Here is a 20,083-nt window from a genome sequence, read left to right on the forward strand (position 1 = left end):
ATCAAAACTTGGCCGCGTATTGGCCGTGAGTAACCGTAGAACACCCGGTCACCACCGTAGACAGCCGGACACAACGCGAGAGACCCGTCACCGCGTTTCCGCTGGTGACGGGTCTCTTCCCGCTGGCGTGGCAGGTGCAAGGTTCGAACTTGCGTAGGCTGAGCCGACGGTTTTACAGTCCCGTCGCGATCACGCGTTGGCCTGGGGATTTTCCCCGGACCGCCGCAACGTGGCCGCGCATTGGCCGTGATCACGCGCTGAGAGCCCGGCAGCGGGCGTTCGTCCGGCCCCAGGAACTCGTGAGAATGACGAGTTGCCTTCGACGCCCGGCGGCGCGTGAGCCAAATGATAGTCCGCGCCGCAGATGATGAAAATTTCATGAACCTGCACATTTTCTCATCCGGCGTTGGGCCATGTCGCGCGTTTTGGAACGCTCCTCGAAAACAGGGCGGCGTTGACAGAGTCAACAGGGATGAAGAACCTGCTTGGGAGCGCTCCCATATCCTTCGGCCCATTCCTGAGAGGGCAGTGCGGTGGATATCTTGACCAAGAATCGGGACCTCTTTCTGGCCCTGTACCGGTTCGTGATAGGCCTGTTGTTCGCCTGCCACGGCGCGGCGACACTCTTCAACGTGCTGGGAGGTCCGCAGGGCCAGGCGCCCAGCTTCGGACAATGGCCCGGATGGTGGGCCGCCGTCATCGAGCTGATCGGCGGCGTCCTCGTCCTGCTCGGATTGGGCGCCCGCGCCGCCGCCGTCATCTGCTCGGGCACCATGGCCTACGCCTACTTCATTGTCCACCAGCCGCAGGCGTTGTTCCCGATCGAGAACGGCGGCGAGAAGGCCGCGCTCTTCTGCTGGGGTTTCCTGCTCATCGCCGTACTCGGCCCCGGCCGCTGGGCACTGTCCACACTGCTGACGCCGTCGCGAGCCCTCGCAGAAGACAGGAAATGAACCCCGCTGGTAGGCGCGGACCAGGCACCGGGGCACGAGCAGCTGCCGCCCGCTCCTGCGGTGTGCCGGTGCGGATGATCTCCTTCAGCTCGGCCCGCCGCGCGGCGTAGTGCTATACCACGGCCTTGCGCCGCTCGTTCGCGGCGATCTTGCTCTGCCGGTGAGCTGACAGTGCGCGGACATCAGGCCCTCCCGTAACGCTGGTGGAACCGCTCGACGCGACCGGCGGTGTCCAGGACGCGGCTGCGCCCGGCGTAGAAGGGATGGCCAGCAGATACGACGGCTCTATCTGGTCCATCCATCCACATCACGACCATGCGTGCGTCTCCGCGTGGCTCAACGCCGGCGTGAACCCGCCCCAGGTCGCCGCATGGGCCGGCCACAGCGTCGAGGTACTGCTACGGGTCTACGCCAAGTGCATCTCCGGCGGACAGGCTGAGGCCATGCGGCGCATCGAGACGGCACTCCCACGGACTCCGCCACCGGAGCCGCCGGGCTCCCTCAGCCATGACCGATGATCTTCAGCGCGTATTCAGCGCAGCCACCCGTAGCGGACCAGTGTGAGCCGTAGACCGCCGGACACAACGCGAGAGGCCCGTCACCGCGTTTCCGTTGGTGACGGGCCTCTTCCCGCTGGTGTGGCAGGTGCAAGGTTCGAACTTGCGTAGGCTGAGCCGACGGTTTTACAGACCGCTCCCTTTGGCCACTCGGGCAACCTGCCTTGTCATCCGCTCTCGCGGCGACACACAGAAGGATAGCGGACTTCCGAGGTGTACGTGACACCGGTTTGTCCTGAGCCGGATCCACGGTACGGGCCGTGCCGAAATGGTGGAGGTGCCGTGGGCGTGGAGGGTGCAAAGCTGGATGGTCCTCCGCACAAGGGGCGGTGTCCTGCACGGCGGGCCGATGCTGGCTAGGCTCGGTCGCTGGGCCCTTCGCCTTTCGCGTACGGCGGGAAAGCGGGGTCCGGGTAGTGCTTTCGCAGCTGAGAGGATGGGTGTTTTGGCCGATTCATCTTTCGACATCGTCAGCAAGATCGACCGTCAAGAGGTCGACAACGCCCTCAACCAGACGGTCAAGGAGATCGGGCACCGCTTCGACTTCAAGGGGACCGGGGCCGCGATCGGTTGGTCTGGGCAGGACAATATCGAGATCAAGGCGAACAGTGAGGAGCGGGCGAATGCCGTGCTCGACGTGCTCAAGGAGAAGGTGGTCAAGCGGGGACTGTCGCTGAAGATCCTGGACGCGGGCGAGCCCAAGCTGTCGGGCAAGGAATACCGCATGCTGGTCAGCCTGAAGGAGGGCATCGACCAGGAGCACGCCAAGAAGATCTCCAAGATGATCCGTGACGAGGGGCCGAAGGGGATCAAGGCGCAGATTCAGGGCGAGGAGCTTCGGGTCAGCTCGAAGAAGAAGGACGACCTTCAGGAAGTCATTTCGCTGCTGAAGGGCAAGGATCTGGACATCGCCCTCCAGTTTGTGAACTACCGCTGACCGGCATGGAGCCGGAGCCGAGTGCGGGGCACGCCAGGGGCACGAGGTCGGGCGCGTTGTCCACGAAACGCGGGCGACGCCGCTTGCCGGTGCCTCGGCGTGCCGCATCTCGACCGTAAGCTCGGTAATCGTGACGAAGATCCCCCTGCGCCGCTTTACGGCACGTGCCCTGCCCGTTGATGAGCAAGATCGGGTTCTCCTGCTTCATGGCTTTGATCCGGCGAGGCCGGATGAACCGTTCTGGTTCACGATCGGCGGGGCCACGGAGGACGGCGAGACGCTGCAGGAGGCGGCGGCGCGCGAGCTGTTCGAGGAGGTCGGGATCAGGGCGGATGCTGACGAGTTCAGCGGCCCGTACGACAACAGTGTGACCGAGTTCTCCTGGGCCCAGTACGCCGTCACGCAGGAGCAGACGTTCTTCGCGATCCGGGTGGGCGACGGCGCGGTCGTGTCGTTCGATCACATGGAGCAGATCGAGAAGGACACGACGACGGCCTACCGGTGGTGGAGCGTGGCGGAGCTCGAGAGCACCGAGGAGATCTGCTATCCCGAAGATCTCGCGTCGATCCTGCGTCGGATCATCGCGGCTTCCTCGGTCACTGAGGGCGAAGGATCCGCGTAGCGCCCGCTATGAGGGCCGTCGCCAGGATCCACCCGGAAACGACCAGTCCGTACGCGAGCCACTGCGTCCATCCGCCCGGGTCGAACAGCTCTCGTTGCCCAAATGCGGGGATCGGGAGCAGAAGGTCAAAGGTGTAGGCGAAGGCGTTGAAATCGGGGCTCTCGGAGGGTTTGAGCGCTCTGGGCGGGTTGAGGCCGAAGACGATGGTTCCGAGCGTCAGCAGCAGCGTGAACCACATGCCCGCCAGCCAGGGACGGTAGCCGTAGCCGACCGCGACGTCGAGCAGCCGCCCCCATGCCCGGCCCCCGAGCCCCTGCGTCTGCCGTCTGGCGCGGAGCTTGGCGAGCTGGGTGCGGCGGGCGAGCGCGTCGTTGCCGTCGCTGAGGTACCAGGCGGCCAGCTGCTCGTACGGCTGCGGCCTGAACCCCTCCGGATCACGCCTTACCCAGTCGATTCGTTGGGTTACTCCCGAACCGCGCAGACGGTGGTAGGTCAGGCCGTTGAGGCGTAGCTTCTCGGGCCAGGTGGCTCGATCGTCGTGCAATGTGCCGACTGTGGAGTGTGCGAGGGTCACAACGCCTTCGATGGGCTTTGCGGGCTTGAGGTAGAGCTCGCGGATCTCCATGTGGCTCGCGTGGAGGGCGTAGCGGGTGTCCGGACTTCGTACGATTCCGTTGAGCGAGAGTGTCCCGTTGATTCGCGCGCCGCGTAACCGTATGCAGCCCAAGGCCTGAAATCCGTCGGTGCAGCGCATGATGTCCTCAACGACCATGTTGTCGGCGGCGAGGGCTTCCTTGCCCGGGCTACGGAGCGTTGCGCCTTCCAGGAAGAGTCCGCCGTTGAGGCGGGAGCCGATCAGGTCGATTCCTCCGGCGAAGTCGGCGTTGCGGAGGTAAGTGCCGGAGTCCACGACGGCGGCGTTCGCGTAGAGCGCCCAGTCTTCGTCGTCGTCGGCCACCACCTTGGTGCCGCCCAGCCACAGGCCGCTCTCGAACTGGGCCCGGTTCAGGCGGACGGTGCCGGTGATGTTCGAGCCGGAGAGGCTGAGGTGGCCGGCCACCCGCATGCCGCCGCCGCTGAGACCCGGGAGGTGGCAGTCGGTCAGGCGCACGGTACGGGTGGTTGAGTCGGTGAAACGGATCGGTTCGTCCAGATGGCAGCCGCTCAGGTTGAGTTGGTGCGGGATCGTGCCGCCGACGATCGCGAGCTGGCCGGTGATCCTGGCGCCGCGCAGGCGTACCGCTGGGGCGGAGCCGCTGCCCGTGTCGCGGGCGCCGAGGAGCAGCTGGGCGATCACCTCGGCCCTGATCGAGCGCTCGCGGCCCCAGGTGTGGCCGTCCGTGGGCGCGTTGGCCCCGGCCGCGCGGCTGGTTCCGATCTTGAATGGACCCAGCTCGACGGTTTCGCCGGTGGGGAACGCGTTCCAGAGCCTCCGCTCCGCCTTGGTTAATCGGCGCATGTGGTCAGCGGCGGTAGCCGGCCATGCGCTCGAGGCGGGCGACCCGCTCGGACGTGGGCGGGTGGGTGGAGAACAGGCGGCCGAAGCCGGAGCCGCTGAACGGGTTCGCGATCATCATGTGGGAGGCGGAGGTCAGGCGGCTGTTCTCCGGAAGGGGAAGCCTGCGGGCACCCATCTCGATCTTGCGGAGCGCCGAGGCCAGGGCGAGCGGGTCACCCGTAAGCCTGGCGCCCGATTCGTCGGCCTGGAACTCCCTCGTCCTGGAGATCGCCATCTGCACCATCCCGGCCGCCACCGGTCCGAGCAGCATCATCAGCAGCGCACCCACGAAGCCCGGACCCTCGTCGTCGTCCGAACCGCCGAAGAACACGGCCACATAGCTGAGCCAGGTGATCATTGTGGCCAGCGCGCCGGCCACAGAGGAGACGAGGATGTCCCGGTTGTACACGTGTGACAGCTCGTGCCCGATCACTCCGCGCAGCTCGGCCTCGTCGAGCAGCTGGGTCAGGCCGTACGTGACGCACACCGCGGCCTGGCGAGGACTTCTGCCCGTCGCGAACGCGTTCGGCTGCACCGTCGGCGAGATGTACAGGCGTGGCATCGGCTGGCGTGCCTCGGTGGAGAGCTCTCGGACGATCCGGTAGAGCGTGGGCTGCTCGACCTCGCTGACCGGCCTGGCGCGCATGGCCGACAGGGCGATGCGGTCGGAGAAGAAGTAGGCGACTCCGTTGCTCACCAGGGCGAGCACGAGAGCGATCCGCACACCGGCGCCGCCGCCCAACCACGCGCCCGCCGCGACAATCAGCGCCGACAGGCCGCCGAGCAGAACGGCGGTGCGCAGACCGTTGTGGTGCAAGGCTCCCCCCTTCGTGGTCTGGGTTCACCTGGTCCAACGACGATGACCCGGTCCATCGTTCCCCAACTGTCCCTCCCCCGTACCGCGCCGTGCTCGACCGGGGGCGCAGCGCGACCTTCCAGCTTGGCTTTCTCCATTGCTCAGGGCCTCTTTGAGCTCTCTCCTGCTGTGCGCTGAGTGCTTGAGCGCCTGGGGCCTCAACCGAAGGCCGAGAAGGAGGTCAGGTCCAGGACCAGTTGTGGGGCGATCGAGAACAGGACGGCCGCCACCAGGGCGAGAGCGATGGCCAGCCATGTCGCCGGAAGTGGGTGGCGCTGGGTGATTGCCGTTCCTTCCGCCGGGGTGAAGAGGCGTGCCGCCCAGATGACGTAGTAGTAGAGGCCGATCACGGTGTTGACGGCCATGATCAGTGCCAGCCAGCCTGAGCCGCCTTCGACGATCTCGCGGAAGACGAACACCTTCGCGAAGAGCCCGGCCAGGCCCGGTGGGAGGCCTGCCAGGCAGACCAGGCAGAACGCCAGCGCAAGCCCTGCTGCCGGGCGCCGGAACGCCAGGCCGCGGTAGTCGTCGAGCTCGTTGCGGGTGGCGGTCCTGGAGACGAGCATGACCACCGCGAACGCGCCGAGGTTCATGGCGGCGTAGATGATCAGGTAGGCCATGGAGGCGCCGATCGCGCCCGCCGCCGCCACGGTCTCCGGGAGGACGGTCGAGGTGACCGCGGTGGTGGACCCCGGGGCGACGGCCGGGGCCTGGAACGCGGCGGTGGCAGGTGCGGTGGCGATGCCCGGCGCGTGGAGAGCGGCGGTTGATGTGGCGCCTTGTGTGGTGGCCGCTGCTGCCAGAGGTGCCAGGATGTAGCCGGACTGCGCGACGGAGGACCAGGCCAGCAGGCGTACGGCGGAGCGTTGGCGCATGGCGAGCAGGTTGCCCGCGGTCATGGTCAGCGCGGCGATGATCCCCACGATGGGCGCCCAGGTGGCGGCCTGTCCGGACAGTCCGGCGACCAGTACGAGGATCAGCCCGGCGAACCCGGCCGCCTTGGAGATGACCGAAAGCAGAGCGGCCACGGGGACGGGAGCGCCCTGGTAGACGTCGGCCGCCCAGGAGTGGAACGGCACCGCGGCGATCTTGAAAGCGAACCCCGCCACCACCAGAACGACGCCGACCGTGCCGACGGCAGGCAGGTCCGGGCCCCCCGCCCACACCGTACCCGCTGCGACGCCGGGCGCCGGCGCGTCGCCGCTGAGCACGGCCGCCAGGCGGGACAGGTAGACCGTGCCGGATATGCCGTACAGGAGAGACACGCCGAACAGCATGACGGCGGTCGACACGACCGACACGACGAAGAGCTTCACGGCGGCCTCGGACGAGCGGCCGTCGTACCGCTTCATCGCGGTGAGGGCGAAGACCGGCAGCGAGACCAGTTCGAGCGCCACCACGAGCATGATCAAATCTCGGGACGCGGGCAGCGTCACCGCGCCGACGAGGGTGCAGAGGAGCAGGAAGTACCACTCTCCGACCGGGATGCCGCCGGCCGCCAGCTCGGTCATCGACATCAGTACGATCACCACGGCCGCGACGAGCACCATGCCCGCGAACACCAGCGTGAACCGGTCCGCCACGAACGAGCACAGCCCGGCGGGCGCGGCGAGGTCGGGCGGGACGCAGAAGGTCGACTGCGGCCGGCCGCCCTTGATCGCCTGGGTGACGACGAAGCCCAGGGAGACCAGCACACCTGCCAGCGTGACCAGGGCCAGCACGGTCTTCGTGCGGGGGCGAGCCGGGAGGAACGCGTCCAGCACCAGCACCAGCCCGGCCACCAGGGCGAGCGCCAGCGGGGGCGCGATCACGAAATAGTCGATCTGCTGGATCATGAGACGGCTCCCAGCAGGGTCTGGACGGCCGGTGTGGTGAGCGACAGGAGCAGCCCGGGCCAGAGCCCGAAGAGCAGGATCAGGGCCACCAGCGGCGTCCATGCCAGCAGTTCGTAGCTCCTGATGTCATCGACCACCCGCCGCGCGCCGCCCAGCGGGGCGCCATCCACCGGGGCGCCACCACCCGCTGACCCGGCGTCGCCCAGAGGCCCGTCCCCGCTCAACGGCTCAGCGCCCTCCGGAGGTTCGCCGCCGCTCGACGGCTCAGCGTCGCCCCCCGGAGACTCGCCACCGCTCAACGGCTCAGCGCCGGGTGGTGGCTCGTTCTGGTCGCTGGTGGGCAGCGGTGCCGGGCTTGGCTCCAAGGTGGCCGTCGCCGAGCGTTTCTCCGGCGAGCCGAGCGGTACGACGGGGCGTTCGTCAGGGGTGACGCCCTCCCACGGCGCCTCGTCCGCGCCTCCGCCAGACGTACGCACGCCGGCGGGCGCCCCGGTGACCCTCTGAGGTCGGCCATGGGTGACGCGGGACAGCATGACGACGAAGTACGCGGCCGTCAGGACCGCCCCCAGGCCCCCGATCACCATGTATGTCAGGAACAGCGCGCGCGGCAGCCCGTTCGCCGGTTGGAACGCCCCGAAGAGCGCCAGCATCTCGCCCCAGAACCCCGCCAGCCCCGGCAGCCCCAGCGAGGCGATCGCCGCGAACGTGAGCACCGACCCCAGCCTTGGCAGCGTCGCGAGCATGCCGCCGCCCAGCGAAGGCATGTCGGCGGTGTGGTAGCGGTCCTTGATGGCTCCGGCCAGGAAGAACAGCAGGCCGGTGATCAGGCCGTGGGCGACGTTCGCGAAGAGGGCGCCGTTGATGCCCACCGGGGTCAGTGTGGCGAACCCCAGCAGGACGAAGCCCATGTGACCGACTGACGAGTAGGCGATCATGCGTTTGAGGTCGCGCTGGGCGAGGCACGCGAGGGCTCCGTAGACGATGCCCACCACGGCGAACGCCCCGAGCCACGGCGCCACCACCGCCGCCCCCTCGGGAAGGATCGGGATGGCGATCCTGGCGAAGCCGTACGTGCCCATCTTCAGCAGCACCCCGGCGAGCAGCACCGAGCCCACGGTGGGAGCCTCCGTGTGGGCGTCGGGCAGCCACGTGTGCAGCGGCCACATGGGGGTCTTCACCGCGAGGCCGATGCCGATCGCCACGAACGCCAGAACCTGCACGGATCTGGGCATGCCGGCGCCATGGGCCGCGCTCAGCGCCTCGATGTCGAACGTGCCGGTCTGGACCCACACGAGTAGCAGGCCGAGGAGCATGATGACCGAGCCGAGCAGCGTGTACAGGATGAACTTGATCGACGCCGCCCTGCGCCCCTCGCCGCCCCAGATGCCGATCAAGAAGTACATCGGGACGAGGACGATCTCGAAGAACACGAAGAAGAGCAGCAGGTCGAGGGCGAGGAACGTGCCGATCATGCCTACTTCGAGCACGAGCAGCGTGAACACCAGCGCCCTCGGCCTCGCCCTCACGAACGTCTTACGCGCGCCGCCCCAGCACAGGTAGACGAAGCACAGGAACGTCAGCAGGGCCGTCAGCGCGATCAGCGGCAGCGAGATCCCGTCCACGCCGAGGTGGAAGCGCAGGGCCAGCCCCGGGATCCACGGCCAGTCCGCCTCGAACTGCGGCCGCGCGCCCTGCCCGTAGTCGAACGTCGCCGCCAGCAGGACGGCGAGCGCCAGGGTGAGGCCGGACAGGGCCAGCCCGTACGTGTGCAGCACCGGGCGGAGCTTGTGCGGGACGAGGAGGAGCAGGAGCGCGCCGAGCAGCGGCACGGCCAGCAGCGCGACGGGAAGCCAGCCCATCATGCGAACACCACCGCCCCCACCGCGATCAGCAGGACACCGGCCAGCACGCCGCTCACGTAGAGCTGGACGTTGCCGTTCTGGGCCAGTCGCAGCACTCCGGACAACCCGCGCGCCGACTTGCCCGACCCGCGCACCGCCCCGTCCACGACCACGTCGTCCGTTCTGACCACGAGCCTGGACAGCGCCAGGATCGGGCGTACGAACAGCGTGGCGTAGAGGCCGTCCACGTAGAACGCCCGCTCGCACGGCGCCCTCAGCGGCCCCAGCAGGCGGGCGGGGTCGGCGATGGGGTCGATGCGCCAGAACGTGTAGACGATCCCGGCGCCGAGCACGGCCAGCACGACGCTGATGGCCGCCACGCCGAGGTCCAGGTGCACCTCTCCGGCGAAGCCCAGCAGCAGGGCGGGGACGGCGAGGAGGATGACGGGCACGAGCATCGTGCGTGGGGCCTCGATGACGTCCACGACGTGGGCCGTGCCGGGCTCCGGCTCCGGGAGCGCCACGGCCCGCGCCTCGCCGAAGAACGTGCGTAGCCACGCCCTCGTGGCGTACGCGCCGGTGACGGCCACGGTCGCGAGCGCGCACCCGTACAGAAGGAGGGCGGCCGCGTCCGTCAGGCTCCCGTTGGACAGGGCGCCGTCCATGGCCAGCAGGATGCCGTCCTTGCTGAAGAAGCCACTGGCCGGAGGGATGCCCATCAATGCGGCGAAACCTATCGTCATCGTCACGAACGTCACCGGGAGTTCGCGGCGCAGGCCGCCCATCTGGGTCATCAGGTTGGACCCGACGTGGTGGATCACCGCGCCCGCGCACAGGAACAGCAGGGCCTTGAACGCGCCGTGAGTCAGCAGGTGGAAGATGGCCGCCGTGTCGGAGCCCGCGGCCAGGCTGCCCGCCATGTACGCGAGCTGGCTGATCGTGGAGTAGGCGAGCACGCGTTTCAGGTCGTCCTGGGCCAGCGCGGCCAGGGCGGCGCCCAGCATGCCGAGGGCGGCTATGACGGCGAGCACGTCGAGCGTGGGCCGGGCGACGAGGAACGCCGGGAACAGCCTGGCCACGATGAAGATCCCGGCGGCGACCATGGTGGCGGCATGGATCAAGGCGCTGATCGGCGTCGGGCCCGCCATCGCGTCGGGGAGCCACGTGTGCAGCGGGACCTGCGCGCTCTTGCCGGCCACCCCGGCCAGGAGGAGCATCGTGGCGGTCACGAGCGTGGCCGTGGACATTTCCGGCACCTTCCCCAGCACGTCGCTGATGCGGAAGCTGTCCGCTGCCAGGCCGAGTACGAAGATGCCGAAGAGGAAGCCGACGTCGCCCAGGCGGGTGACGAGGAACGCCTTGATCGCCGCGCGCGAATTGCCCCGGTCTTCCCACCAGTGGCCGATGAGGAGGTACGAGCAGAGCCCCATGATCTCCCAGCCCACGTAGAGGACGAGGAGGTCGCCCGCGTAGACGACCAGGAGCATGGCACTGGTGAACAGGCTGATGAACGCGCTGTAGGACGGGTAACGCGGGTCGTCTTTGAGATAGCCGACCGAGTAGATCTGTACGGCCAGGGCGACGAGGGTCACCAGGACGCCGAGGATGCTCGACAGGTTGTCGGCCTGGAGGGTGAGCGTGATCGGGATGCCGCCGGTGACGATCGTGCCGTACGTCTGGCCTGTGGGTGGGGAGGTGGTGACGCCGTGGAGGAAGGCGAAGCCCGGGCCCCAGGCGAGCCAGGCGGCCACGACCGATGAGACGGCCGTCGGGAGGACGGCGATCCAGGCCGCCCTGGTGTTGGCCCGCTCGCCCACTGCTGTCTCGGCGGGCTCGGGCTTGGACGGGTGGGATGTTGCGGGCGTTGGTTCGGGTGTTTCGGCGGCCTCTTCGCGGGTGGGGCCGGCGGGACGCTGGTGGGGCCAGCGGGAGAGCAGCAGGCCCGCGGCTGCGGCCACGAAGGGCAGGAGCACGGCGATGAGCGGGAATGTCGTCATAGCGCGCCACCTCGCTTGACCGGCTGCTCGCCGCCGCGGCCACCTTCGCTCTGCGCCCGTTCTGACGGGTCTGTTGGGTCGTGGCGGTGCTCGTTGCGCCCGCCAGTGGCGCTTGGACGGCCCTCGACCGGCTCGCCCGCATCGTTGAGCGGTCCCGCGGGCTCCGACGCACGCTCTGGGGCGTCGGGGTTGCTGCGGACCGGTGCCGTCGGAGGGGGCGAAGAGGCGCCTGCGGGCTCGTCGTCGGGCGTGCCCGTGGGCGCCGGCGTGCTTGAGGGCTCGTCGGGGGGTTCGGCCAGGTCGCGGAGCTGGTCGATGTCGACGGTGCGGCGGTTGCGGTAGAGCGCCAGCACGATCGCAAGGCCCAGGCCCACTTCGGCGGCCGCTATGACGATGACGAAGAGGGTGAGGACCTGGCCGCTGTGCAGGCGGTCGCCCAGCCACACGTCGAACGCGACCAGGTTGAGGTTGACGGCGTTGAGCATGAGCTCGACCGACATCAGCACGAGGATCGTGTTGCGCCGGGCGAGCACGCCGTAGACGCCGACAGAGAAGAGAAGCGCGGAGACGACCGCCGGGTAGACGATGTGCACTAATGACCCCCGGTCTGATCGGGCGGCGGATTACCCCCGGTCGGGTCGGGCACCGCGTTGTCCCGGGTGCTGGGAGACGGCGACGTCGCCCTCGTCTGGTGTGGGGATGGGTCGTCCTGAGTGCGAGCGGACGGTGACGTGCTCACTGTCCGCTCGCGGCTCGCTGTCCGGTCAGGGCTCGCTGTCCGGTCAGGGCTCACTGTCGAGTCAGGGCTCACTGTCCGGTCGCGGGCGGAGGCCGTGTTGTCGTCGGTTTGGCCGGCTGTTGGGCGTTGCCTCGGCTCGGCGGGTGACGACGGGGTTGCTCCTGTCTGGTCACCTGGCGGGTCGCCGCCGGTCCGGTCTGGTGGGGAGCCTCCGGGGATGTCGGTGCGGGACAGCACGATGGCGCCGATCAGGGCGGCCAGCAGGAGCACCGACAGCGCCTCGAACGGCAGCACCCAGGTGGCGAACACGCTGGCGCCCAGCTCTTTCGCGGCACCTGAGCCGGGGCGCAGCGGTGTGTACGCCGTACGGAACCCGTCGATCACCACGGTGACGAGGATCGCTGCCGTTGCCGCCGCAACCAGGGCTGAGACAGGGCGGTTGCCGCTGTCGAGGTCAGCGGACCGGCCGATGGGGGCGCGGGTGAGCATGATGCCGAACAGCATCAGCACCACCACCGCGCCTACGTAGATCAGCACCTGGACCCAGGCCACGAACTCGGCGGTGAGAACGAGATAGCCGCCCGCAAGGGCGCCGAAGCAGACCACGAGCCAGAGGGCGGCGTGGACGAGTTGTTTGGTCGTGACGACAAGCAGCGCCGATCCAACCGCTACCGCGCCCAGCAGCAAGAAGACGATCTCTTGCCCGGTGGGTGACAGGTAGGAGGGCACTGCCTCGGTCACGACTCCTCCTCGGACTCCCTTGTCTCGTCAGGACCGAGCCGCCCAGGTGGTCGGATGGACCGTGGATCGGCCATCCTGCGCCTGCGGGGGCTCGTGGCAGAAGTTTGCTGCTCCGGATCGGGCTTCGGTTGCGGTACGCCCGAGGCTGTGGACAACTTTTCTGAGGAGGGCTGGCCTGTGGATGGAGACGAGCCCTGGGGTGGTTGGTCGGCGGAAGGGTTAGCGGTCGGCGCGCCCTTCTCCGTGGAAGCCGAACCGGTCGTCGACTCGTTGTCCGTCCCGGTGGAGGCCGCCGTCGTCTCCCCGTCCGCCCCAGAGGAGGTCGCCGTCGACTCGCCGTCCTCCCCAGAGGAGGTCGCGGCCGTCTGATCGTCCTCCGTAGAGGAGGTAGTTGTCGGTTGGCCGTCCTCCGCAGGAAGGGTCGGGTTCGGCTCGGCCTCTGCGGGGGCGCCGGCGTTCGTCTCGCCTGGCGTGGCGGGGCCGCTGAGCGGTTGGCCCTCGGCGGAGGAGGCGGAGGTCTCGTCCTGAGCACGGGACGGGAGGGCGCCCGGAGGGCGGATACCCCGTACGTTCTGCATCGGTCGGCGTGGACGTCCGACGCCGCGCTGGGCACGTGACGGGGTGGCAGGACCCGGTTCAGGGGCGCTTGCCGTGGGCCCCGCGTCCTGGGCACCGGGCTCCGCCGGTGAGGCGCCGGGCTTGGGCATCGCCTCCGTGGTGCCCGCCGCGAGCTTCGTGTCCGGAGTATCTGTGGGCTCGGTGTCCGAAACGCCCTCGGCGGGCTGCGCGCCCGAAGTGCCTTGAGTGGGCCGTGTGCCAGACGTCTCCTCCGGGGGAAGAGTGCCCAAAGTGCCTTCGGCGGGCCACGTGCCAGACGTCCCTTCCGGGGCCGGAGTGCCCTGGGTGGGCCGCGCGTCCGGTGGTCCTGGTGGGGTCTGCGGTGCTTTGGGTGTCGGTTCTTCCTTGGTGGTTGTGGCTCGTGGAGTGCTCGGCTCTTGGGTGCGCTTTGTGGAGGGGCGGTCTGCCGTACCCGAAGGCGGGGTGGGCCTGGCTGCTCCCGGCGTGCGGGCCGTCGCGGGGCGGCGGGGGGCGGCGGTGAGCTCTTTGGGGGGTTCGGCGCCTGGGTCGTGGGCCGGAGGCAGAGGGACCGTCTCGGTCCAGGTGGCCAGCTTGTCCTTTTCGTGGATGAGGTTGCGGATGTCGCCCTCCGCGTACTCGAACTCCGGCGACCAGAACAGGGCGTCGAAGGGGCACACCTCGATGCAGATGCCGCAGTACATGCACAGGGAGAAGTCGATGGCGAAGCGGTCGAGGACGTTGCGCTGGCGGGGGCGGCCGCCCTCGGGGGCCGGGATCGTCTCCTTGTGGGAATCGATGTAAATGCACCAGTCGGGGCACTCTCGGGCACAGAGCATGCAGGAGGTGCAGTTCTCCTCGACCAGGGCGATGACGCCGCGGCTGCGCGGCGGGAGGGCAGGCTGCACCTCGGGATACTGCTGCGTCACTGATTTACGCAGCATATGGCGAAGGGTGATGGACAGCCCCTTTGCCAGTCCGACTCCCGGTATCCGCGCCATGTTCAACATCATGACCCAACTCGCCTCCCAGGTGAACGAGTGGGGGCGTTGTCCCCAGTTTTTCCACAGTCATCCACAGGTTAGCGGGGGGTTATCCACAAGCTGTGTGCATGCCCGGTATGAACCGCTGCGGGGCGATAGTCTCTCGGCCATGCAGCAGAGCCATCAGGTCCGTCCCGGGGGCGGGGCGTGGGCGGCCGCCGTCGTGTGGGCCTGCCTGCCCCTGTTCACGTGCGGGCTGGCGACCCCGTTCACCATCGGGTTCGCGGCGTTCTGGCTGCGGAGCATCTGGCAGGTCTTCGCGGCTTCCGTTTATCTGGTCTCCATCGGATCGTTCGTGATCTCGGCGCTGGCGTACGCCGACTTCGAGGACATTCCTCAGCCGCTGTCCGCGCTGGTCTCGCTCGGGCTGTTGATCAGCTGGATCGGCGGGGTCATCCACTCGGGGATCCTGGTGCCCGCCATGGCGCGGGCGCCGCGTTGGGCGATTCTGCGGGCGCCGGCGCATCAGCCGCACATCGATCTGCATCAGCGGACCACGTCACCCTCCTACCAGCAGCGTCATCGGGAGTTCGAGGCCTACGAGCGGCATCCTGCAGATCCTGCATCCCGTTCGCGGCGATCTGGGCAGGCTGAGTCCCATCCGCGGCAGCCTGGGCAGCCTGAGCCCCATCCGCGGCGGTCTGGGCAGGCTGAGTCCTATCGGCGGCGGCCCGGAGAGCTGGAGTCCCATCGGCGGCGTTCTGGGGACCCCGCGTCCGCGGAGCAGGGGTCCCGCCAGCAGCGGCGTCCCGGGGAGCCTGAGTGGATCGGGCACTATCGGGTGCTCCAGTCGCTCGGACGCGGAGGCCAGGGGGCGGTCTACCTGGCTGCGGCGCCCAACGGGGCGCGGGTGGCGGTGAAGGTGCTGCACGATCTCGTCGACGAGACGGCGCGGGCGAGGTTCGCGCGGGAGGTGGACGTGGCTCGGCGGGTGGCGACGTTCTCCACAGCCCGCGTCCTCGACGTGAACATCTCCGGCCAGCATGCCTACATCGTCAGCGAGTACGTGGAGGGGCCCTCGCTGGAGCAGCTCGTCAGGAAGCAGGGGCCGCGCGATGAGGACAGCCTTACTCGGCTGGCGTTATCCACAGCCGGGGCGCTGGCGGCCATCCACAAGGCGGGGATCGTGCATCGTGACTTCAAGCCGAGCAATGTGCTGATCGGGAACGACGGGCCCCGGGTGATCGACTTCGGGATCGCCCGAGCGCTCGATCAGGTGACGATGATGACGTCGGGGAAGATGGTCGGGACGCCGCCGTACATGTCGCCGGAGCAGTTGACCGGCGAGGCGGTGGGGCCGGCTTCCGATGTGTTCAGCTGGGCTGTGACGATCATGTTCGCGGCTACGGGGCGACCGGCGTTCGGGGAGGACACTGTGCCTGCCGTGTTCAACCGGGTGCTCACCTTTCATCCGGACTTATCGCCCTTGCCGCCTGCGCTGCGGGGAGTTGTGGGGACATGCCTGAACAAGCGTCCCGACGATCGGCCTTCGGCTTCTGACGTGATGCTGGCGATCGTGCATTGAGGCCGGCAGTTGCCCGGGGTCCTAGATGAGGACCTTGATGACGCCGGTCAGCGCCAGTTGGGCCAGGGCCAGGGGGACCAGGACGGCCCAGGCGAGTTTCTGGAGCTGATCCTCGCGGAGCCGGGGGTACGTGACGCGCAGCCAGATCACGACGAACGACAGCAGGAAGACCTTGATCAGCGTCCACAGCCAGCCCGGGAGGAACGGGCCGTGCCAGCCGCCCAGGAACAGGACGGTGGTCAGGAACGACAGGACCACGATCCCGGCGTACTCGGAGAGCATGAACAGCGCGAAGCGCATGCCTGTGTACTCCGTCATCGGGCCCATGATGATCTCGGACTCGGCGATCGGCATGTCGAACGGAGGACGGCGCAGCTCAGCCAGCCCGGCCAGGAAGAAGACGACGCCGCCGACCGCCTGCCACGGCAGCCACCACCACTGCCACGCCTCGACGATGGCGGGGATCGACAGCGTGCCCGCGGCCATCGCGACGGAGGAGGCCGCCAGCACGAGCGGCAGCTCGTACGACATGAGCTGGGCAGCCGAACGCATGCCGCCCAGCACCGAGTATTTGTTGGCCGAAGCCCAGCCGGCCATGATCGAGCCGAGGACGCCGACGCCCATGACGGCGAGGACGAAGAAGAGGCCGAGGTCGAGGTCGACGGCGACGCGGCCGCGGTCGATGGGGATGACGATCAGCACGACCAGGTACGGGACGAGCGCCACGCCGGGGGCGATCATGAAGATGCGGCGGTCGGCCGCGGCCGGGATGACGTCCTCTTTCTGCATGAACTTGACGCCATCGGCGATGAGCTGCGCCCAGCCGTGGAAACCACCGGCGTACATGGGGCCCAGCCGTGACTGCATGTGCGCCATGACCTTGTGCTCGGTCTGCCCGACGATCAGTGGCAGCACCAGGAACACGATGAGAATGACGACGAAGCTCAGCACCACGTCAAGCATCGGGCGGCCCCCAGTCGGGTGGGACTCCTGGTGGAAGCGTCTTGCGGCGGCTCGGGGCGCCGTGTCCCGATTCGCCGGGCTCCTTGGCGCCGGGCCACGGCTTGGCCACGCGGGCGGCCAGGATGAAATCCTTGCGGAGCGGGTGGCCCTCGAAGCCGTCGGGCAGCAGGAGCGGCATGAGGTTGGGGTGGTCGTCGAAGATCACGCCGAACATCTCGTACGTCTCGCGCTCGTGCCAGTTCGCGCCCCGGTAGACGCCTACCGCGCTGGCGAGGTGCGGGTCCTCGCGGGGGACGCGGGTGCGGAGCAGCAGGCGTTCGCCGGCGGTCGGGTTGTAGACGTGGGCCACGACGAGGAAGGCGTCCGGTGGGTCGTCGACGCCGGTCAGCCAGTCGAAGAACGCGTAGCCGAGGCCGTCCCTGACGTAGGTCAGGAGCTCGATCCAGTCGCCGGGGGCCACGTCGACCGTGGTGTCGCCGTACGACTCCGAGATCTCGACGCGATCGCCGCCGAACCGCTCAGAAAGCTGCTGGAGGTCGGCGGTCACGCCTCCTCCTCGAAGGACCCGTGGGAGCGGGACCACACGTAGCGGTCACTGAGCTTCTCCCCGGCGATCTTCTCCTGGAGCTTGGTGATGCCGTAGAGGAGCGCCTCGGGCCGGGGCGGGCAGCCGGGCACATAGACGTCGACCGGGATGATCTGGTCAACCCCGTTGGTCACACAATAGGAGTCCCAGTACGGGCCGCCGGTGTTGGAGCAGGCGCCGAACGAGATGACGTACTTCGGGTCGGGCATCTGCTCGTAAAGGCGCTTCACAGCCGGGGCCATCTTGTCGGTTACCGTGCCCGAGACGATCATCAGGTCGGCCTGGCGCGGGCCGTTCGCGAACGGGATCACGCCGAACCTGATGAAGTCGTGCCTGCTCGTCGAGGTCGCGATGAACTCAATGGCACAGCAGGCCAGCCCGAAGTTGAACACCCAAAGCGAATAGCGCCTGCCCCAGTTGAGGACGAAGCGCATCGGCTTGGGCGCCAACCTGGAGATCGGGCCCACCGTGGGCATCGGGAGATCCGTTGCTGCCATACTGTCCATTCTTGCGCGAATCGCAGGTCAGGCAAAGAAAAGCGCGCTAGGTCCAGGTAAGAACGCGCTTGCGCCAGGCGTACAGGATGCCCAGGGCGATGAAGCCCAGGAAGACGAACATCTCCACGAGCGTCGTCAGCCCGTAGCCGGGGGCGTCGAAGACCGTGGCCCAGGGGAACAGGAAGACGGCGTCCACCGCGAACACCACGTACAGGTACGTGAAGACGTAGTAGCGGACCTGCGACTGCGCCCAGCCCTCGCCCACCGGGTCGACCCCGCACTCGTACGTGGTCAGCTTCTCCGGGGTCGGACGGGTCGGGCGGAGGAGGCGGTTGGCCATCAGGGCTCCGGCCACGATGGCGACGCCTATGGCGAGTAGTGCGGCGACGAGCACATACGACCCGAAATAGCCGTCCATACCGAGATGGTAACCCGAAGAAGCTGGGGTGAGGCTGGGGTTCCAGAGGCAGATCCAGGGCCGGAAGCTATGGGCGGGATGGGCCGAAAAACGGTCAAAGCAGTGGAAGCCGTCTCGGACTCGTTACCCAACGCAGCCAAAGCCTCGGGAGCGATCATGTCAAGACGAGGTAAACAGAAAGATCGACAACATACCCTGACAACTATGCACAAAAAGCGATTCTCCTCCGGAATCGCTCTGCTGGCCCTCTCGGCCACCGGCTGCGGGCTGGCCGCCGCCTCCCCCGAGAGGAACGTCGTGGTTCCGGCAGAGCCGACGATGATCGACTTTGTCGACCCGGCGTCCGTCGCCGGCCTGTCCACCAGAACGCTGACCGAGGGCCGCACCACCGGCGGCCGATACGTGCACATCAGCTACCCCGAGCTCAAAGCCGCCCCCGCCCTCAACGAAGCCCTACGCGTCCAGACCGAGCGGCAGTGGCGCGAATTCCAGGGGCGCGCCAAGGACCCCCACGCCTACCCGCGGCCCGAGCTGAACGTGGAATGGCAGCTGGCCGCCGCCTCCCCCCAGGCGATCGCGGTACGGCTGCGTACCGGCATGTTCCTGGGCGCGAGCTGGGGCAACTCCACCCGTACGTACTGGTTCGACCCTCATGAGGGCAAGGCCGTGGAGTCCACCGGGCTGCTCGACGGCAAAGAAGCCCTGAACCGCCTCGCGGAGCTGGTGCGCAAGCAGCTCAAGACGCGCGGGTCGCAGGTCGAGCGGGACGGGGTGACGGCGCGGGGCGACGAGTTCGACTCGATGGCCTTCAACCCGGCCGGGGACCTCGTGGTCGAGTTCGACGACTGCCAGATCGGGCCGTGCCCGCTGGGACGGCTGGCCGTGGCGGTCCCCGAGCGGCAGGTACGGCCGCTGCTGTCCGGGTTCGGGCGGCGGGCGCAGGACAGCGTCAAAGAGCAGGCTCAGGAGAGCGGGAACGAGCGGGCGCCGTACCACATCCCGAAGGCGCCCACGAGCATCCCGCAGGCCGTCAGCAACCGGGCCGGGACCGTGGACTGCGCCAAGGCCAAGTGCGTGGCGTTGACGTTCGACGACGGGCCCGGCCCCTACACCGCGAGGTTGCTCGACGTGCTGCGGAGCGCTCAGGCGAGGGCCACGTTCTTCACGGTCGGCGTCAATGCCGCCGCTCAACCTGAACTGCTCAGAAGGATGAGCGCCGAAGGGCACCTGATCGGCAACAACAGCTGGGCGCACAAGGACCTCTCGAAGCAGCCGACCAGCAAGATCGCCGACTCTCTCGGGCGCACCGCGGACGCGATCGAGGCCGCCATCGGGCAGAGACCGACGCTCATGCGGCCGCCGTACGGGGCCGTGAGCCAGGAACTGCGCGACATCGCCGCCCAGGAGGGGATCGCGATGGTCAGCTGGGATGTCGACGCCAGGGATCAGCTCGAAGAGAAAGCGAGCGACATCGTGGACCTTGCCGTGCGTCAGGCGCATCCAGGTGCGATCATTCTCATGCACGACATACACCGGGAATCCGTTGACGCGGTTCCGGACATCCTCGCAAGGCTGCGCGGGAAGGGTTACAGCTTCGTCACCGTTCCTGAGCTGTACGGCTCGGCAGGGATGCAGGCCGGACGCTTGTACAGCTCGGGGGACGACCTGCCGGGTAAGCCGCCCCTGACGTAAGACACGTGTTGGGGGGACGTATAGTTGGCGTTCGTGACCCGAACCGCCCTCTTCGCCCGCCTGCATGTCGACCTCTGCAGGCTCGCGTCCGGGCTGTGTCGTCGTTCTCCCGCCTCAACCTGATTCGACCGCGTTTACCCGCTCTTTGCGGGATGCAAACGCGCGACCTTCCGAGGATCTAGCATGGAAACAGAGAACGCGCCCAAG

General features: G+C 68.2%; 18 protein-coding genes, 1 tRNA gene and 1 pseudogene. 6 read left to right on the forward strand and 14 right to left on the reverse strand.

Features of this window, described 5'->3' with window-relative positions; all coding sequences use genetic code 11:
- Positions 1 to 533 precede the first annotated feature (533 nt).
- On the forward strand, positions 534 to 953 hold the full coding sequence (locus ABN273_RS32335; protein WP_349452864.1) for a DoxX family protein: 420 nt from the start codon (positions 534 to 536) through the stop codon (positions 951 to 953).
- A 182-nt stretch (positions 954 to 1,135) separates the two neighbouring features.
- On the opposite strand, the pseudogene rpmE reads toward ABN273_RS32335, so the two are convergent.
- Both rpmE and ABN273_RS32345 read right to left on the reverse strand, forming a co-directional pair.
- Positions 1,136 to 1,264, reverse strand: a pseudogene (gene rpmE, locus ABN273_RS32340) (50S ribosomal protein L31); the annotation flags it as partial.
- A 328-nt stretch (positions 1,265 to 1,592) separates the two neighbouring features.
- Positions 1,593 to 1,674, reverse strand: a tRNA-Tyr gene (locus tag ABN273_RS32345).
- Positions 1,675 to 1,946: 272 nt separating this feature from the next.
- Here ABN273_RS32345 and ABN273_RS32350 point away from each other — a divergent pair.
- Complete coding sequence (locus ABN273_RS32350; RefSeq protein ID WP_349452936.1) at positions 1,947 to 2,447, forward strand: YajQ family cyclic di-GMP-binding protein; 501 nt, start codon at positions 1,947 to 1,949, stop codon at positions 2,445 to 2,447.
- A gap of 130 nt (positions 2,448 to 2,577) precedes the next feature.
- Positions 2,578 to 3,069 (forward strand): NUDIX hydrolase, encoded by a 492-nt coding sequence (locus ABN273_RS32355; protein ID WP_349452865.1) that lies wholly within the window; start codon positions 2,578 to 2,580, stop codon positions 3,067 to 3,069.
- Here ABN273_RS32355 and ABN273_RS32360 read toward each other — a convergent pair.
- The 8 genes from ABN273_RS32360 to ABN273_RS32395 form a co-directional block, all read right to left on the reverse strand.
- A complete protein-coding gene (locus ABN273_RS32360; protein ID WP_349452866.1) occupies positions 3,044 to 4,528 on the reverse strand; it encodes a hypothetical protein in 1,485 nt (494 codons plus the stop codon). The genes ABN273_RS32355 and ABN273_RS32360 overlap by 26 nt on opposite strands.
- 4 nt (positions 4,529 to 4,532) lie before the next feature.
- Entirely contained in the window at positions 4,533 to 5,384 is an 852-nt protein-coding gene (gene htpX, locus ABN273_RS32365; protein ID WP_349452867.1) for a zinc metalloprotease HtpX, read from the reverse strand.
- A gap of 197 nt (positions 5,385 to 5,581) precedes the next feature.
- On the reverse strand, positions 5,582 to 7,258 hold the full coding sequence (locus tag ABN273_RS32370) for an NADH-quinone oxidoreductase subunit N (RefSeq protein WP_349452868.1): 1,677 nt from the start codon (positions 7,256 to 7,258) through the stop codon (positions 5,582 to 5,584).
- Complete coding sequence (locus tag ABN273_RS32375) at positions 7,255 to 9,120, reverse strand: complex I subunit 4 family protein (protein ID WP_502911162.1); 1,866 nt, start codon at positions 9,118 to 9,120, stop codon at positions 7,255 to 7,257. Before ABN273_RS32375 ends, ABN273_RS32370 begins: the two co-directional genes overlap by 4 nt.
- Complete coding sequence (locus ABN273_RS32380; RefSeq protein WP_349452869.1) at positions 9,117 to 11,096, reverse strand: NADH-quinone oxidoreductase subunit 5 family protein; 1,980 nt, start codon at positions 11,094 to 11,096, stop codon at positions 9,117 to 9,119. The genes ABN273_RS32375 and ABN273_RS32380 overlap by 4 nt, the downstream gene beginning before the upstream one ends.
- A complete protein-coding gene (gene nuoK / locus ABN273_RS59705) occupies positions 11,093 to 11,689 on the reverse strand; it encodes an NADH-quinone oxidoreductase subunit NuoK (protein WP_502911163.1) in 597 nt (198 codons plus the stop codon). Before nuoK ends, ABN273_RS32380 begins: the two co-directional genes overlap by 4 nt.
- The gene (locus ABN273_RS32390; protein WP_349452870.1) at positions 11,689 to 12,576 is read right to left on the reverse strand and encodes an NADH-quinone oxidoreductase subunit J family protein; all 888 of its coding nucleotides are present in this window, start codon (positions 12,574 to 12,576) and stop codon (positions 11,689 to 11,691) included. Before ABN273_RS32390 ends, nuoK begins: the two co-directional genes overlap by 1 nt.
- Positions 12,573 to 14,096: a NuoI/complex I 23 kDa subunit family protein gene (locus tag ABN273_RS32395; RefSeq protein ID WP_349452871.1), complete on the reverse strand. Its 1,524-nt coding sequence runs from the start codon at positions 14,094 to 14,096 to the stop codon at positions 12,573 to 12,575. The genes ABN273_RS32390 and ABN273_RS32395 overlap by 4 nt, the downstream gene beginning before the upstream one ends.
- A gap of 208 nt (positions 14,097 to 14,304) precedes the next feature.
- On the opposite strand from ABN273_RS32395, the gene ABN273_RS32400 reads away from it, so the two are divergent.
- The gene (locus tag ABN273_RS32400; protein ID WP_349452872.1) at positions 14,305 to 15,720 is read left to right on the forward strand and encodes a serine/threonine-protein kinase; all 1,416 of its coding nucleotides are present in this window, start codon (positions 14,305 to 14,307) and stop codon (positions 15,718 to 15,720) included.
- 21 nt (positions 15,721 to 15,741) lie between these two features.
- On the opposite strand, the gene nuoH is transcribed toward ABN273_RS32400, so the two are convergent.
- The 4 genes from nuoH to ABN273_RS32420 are packed head-to-tail and all read right to left on the reverse strand — an operon-like array spanning position 15,742 to position 18,184.
- Complete coding sequence (nuoH, locus tag ABN273_RS32405; protein ID WP_349452873.1) at positions 15,742 to 16,683, reverse strand: NADH-quinone oxidoreductase subunit NuoH; 942 nt, start codon at positions 16,681 to 16,683, stop codon at positions 15,742 to 15,744.
- Positions 16,676 to 17,230 carry an NADH-quinone oxidoreductase subunit C gene (locus tag ABN273_RS32410; protein ID WP_349452874.1) on the reverse strand — a complete coding sequence of 185 codons (555 nt, stop codon included), beginning with the start codon at positions 17,228 to 17,230 and terminating at the stop codon, positions 16,676 to 16,678. Before ABN273_RS32410 ends, nuoH begins: the two co-directional genes overlap by 8 nt.
- Positions 17,227 to 17,766 carry an NADH-quinone oxidoreductase subunit B gene (locus tag ABN273_RS32415; protein WP_502911164.1) on the reverse strand — a complete coding sequence of 180 codons (540 nt, stop codon included), beginning with the start codon at positions 17,764 to 17,766 and terminating at the stop codon, positions 17,227 to 17,229. The genes ABN273_RS32410 and ABN273_RS32415 overlap by 4 nt, the downstream gene beginning before the upstream one ends.
- Positions 17,767 to 17,812: 46 nt before the next feature.
- The gene (locus tag ABN273_RS32420) at positions 17,813 to 18,184 is read right to left on the reverse strand and encodes an NADH-quinone oxidoreductase subunit A (RefSeq protein ID WP_344998413.1); all 372 of its coding nucleotides are present in this window, start codon (positions 18,182 to 18,184) and stop codon (positions 17,813 to 17,815) included.
- A 204-nt stretch (positions 18,185 to 18,388) separates the two neighbouring features.
- On the opposite strand from ABN273_RS32420, the gene ABN273_RS32425 reads away from it, so the two are divergent.
- Together ABN273_RS32425 and ABN273_RS59710 are read left to right on the forward strand one after the other, a co-directional pair.
- The gene (locus ABN273_RS32425) at positions 18,389 to 19,876 is read left to right on the forward strand and encodes a polysaccharide deacetylase family protein (protein WP_349452875.1); all 1,488 of its coding nucleotides are present in this window, start codon (positions 18,389 to 18,391) and stop codon (positions 19,874 to 19,876) included.
- Between the two features lie 33 nt (positions 19,877 to 19,909).
- Positions 19,910 to 19,999 (forward strand): putative leader peptide, encoded by a 90-nt coding sequence (locus ABN273_RS59710; protein ID WP_502911165.1) that lies wholly within the window; start codon positions 19,910 to 19,912, stop codon positions 19,997 to 19,999.
- Positions 20,000 to 20,083 lie beyond the last annotated feature (84 nt).

Origin of the sequence: Nonomuraea sp. B19D2 (assembly GCF_040137845.1) — a bacterium.
Taxonomy (GTDB): Bacteria; Actinomycetota; Actinomycetes; order Streptosporangiales; family Streptosporangiaceae; genus Nonomuraea.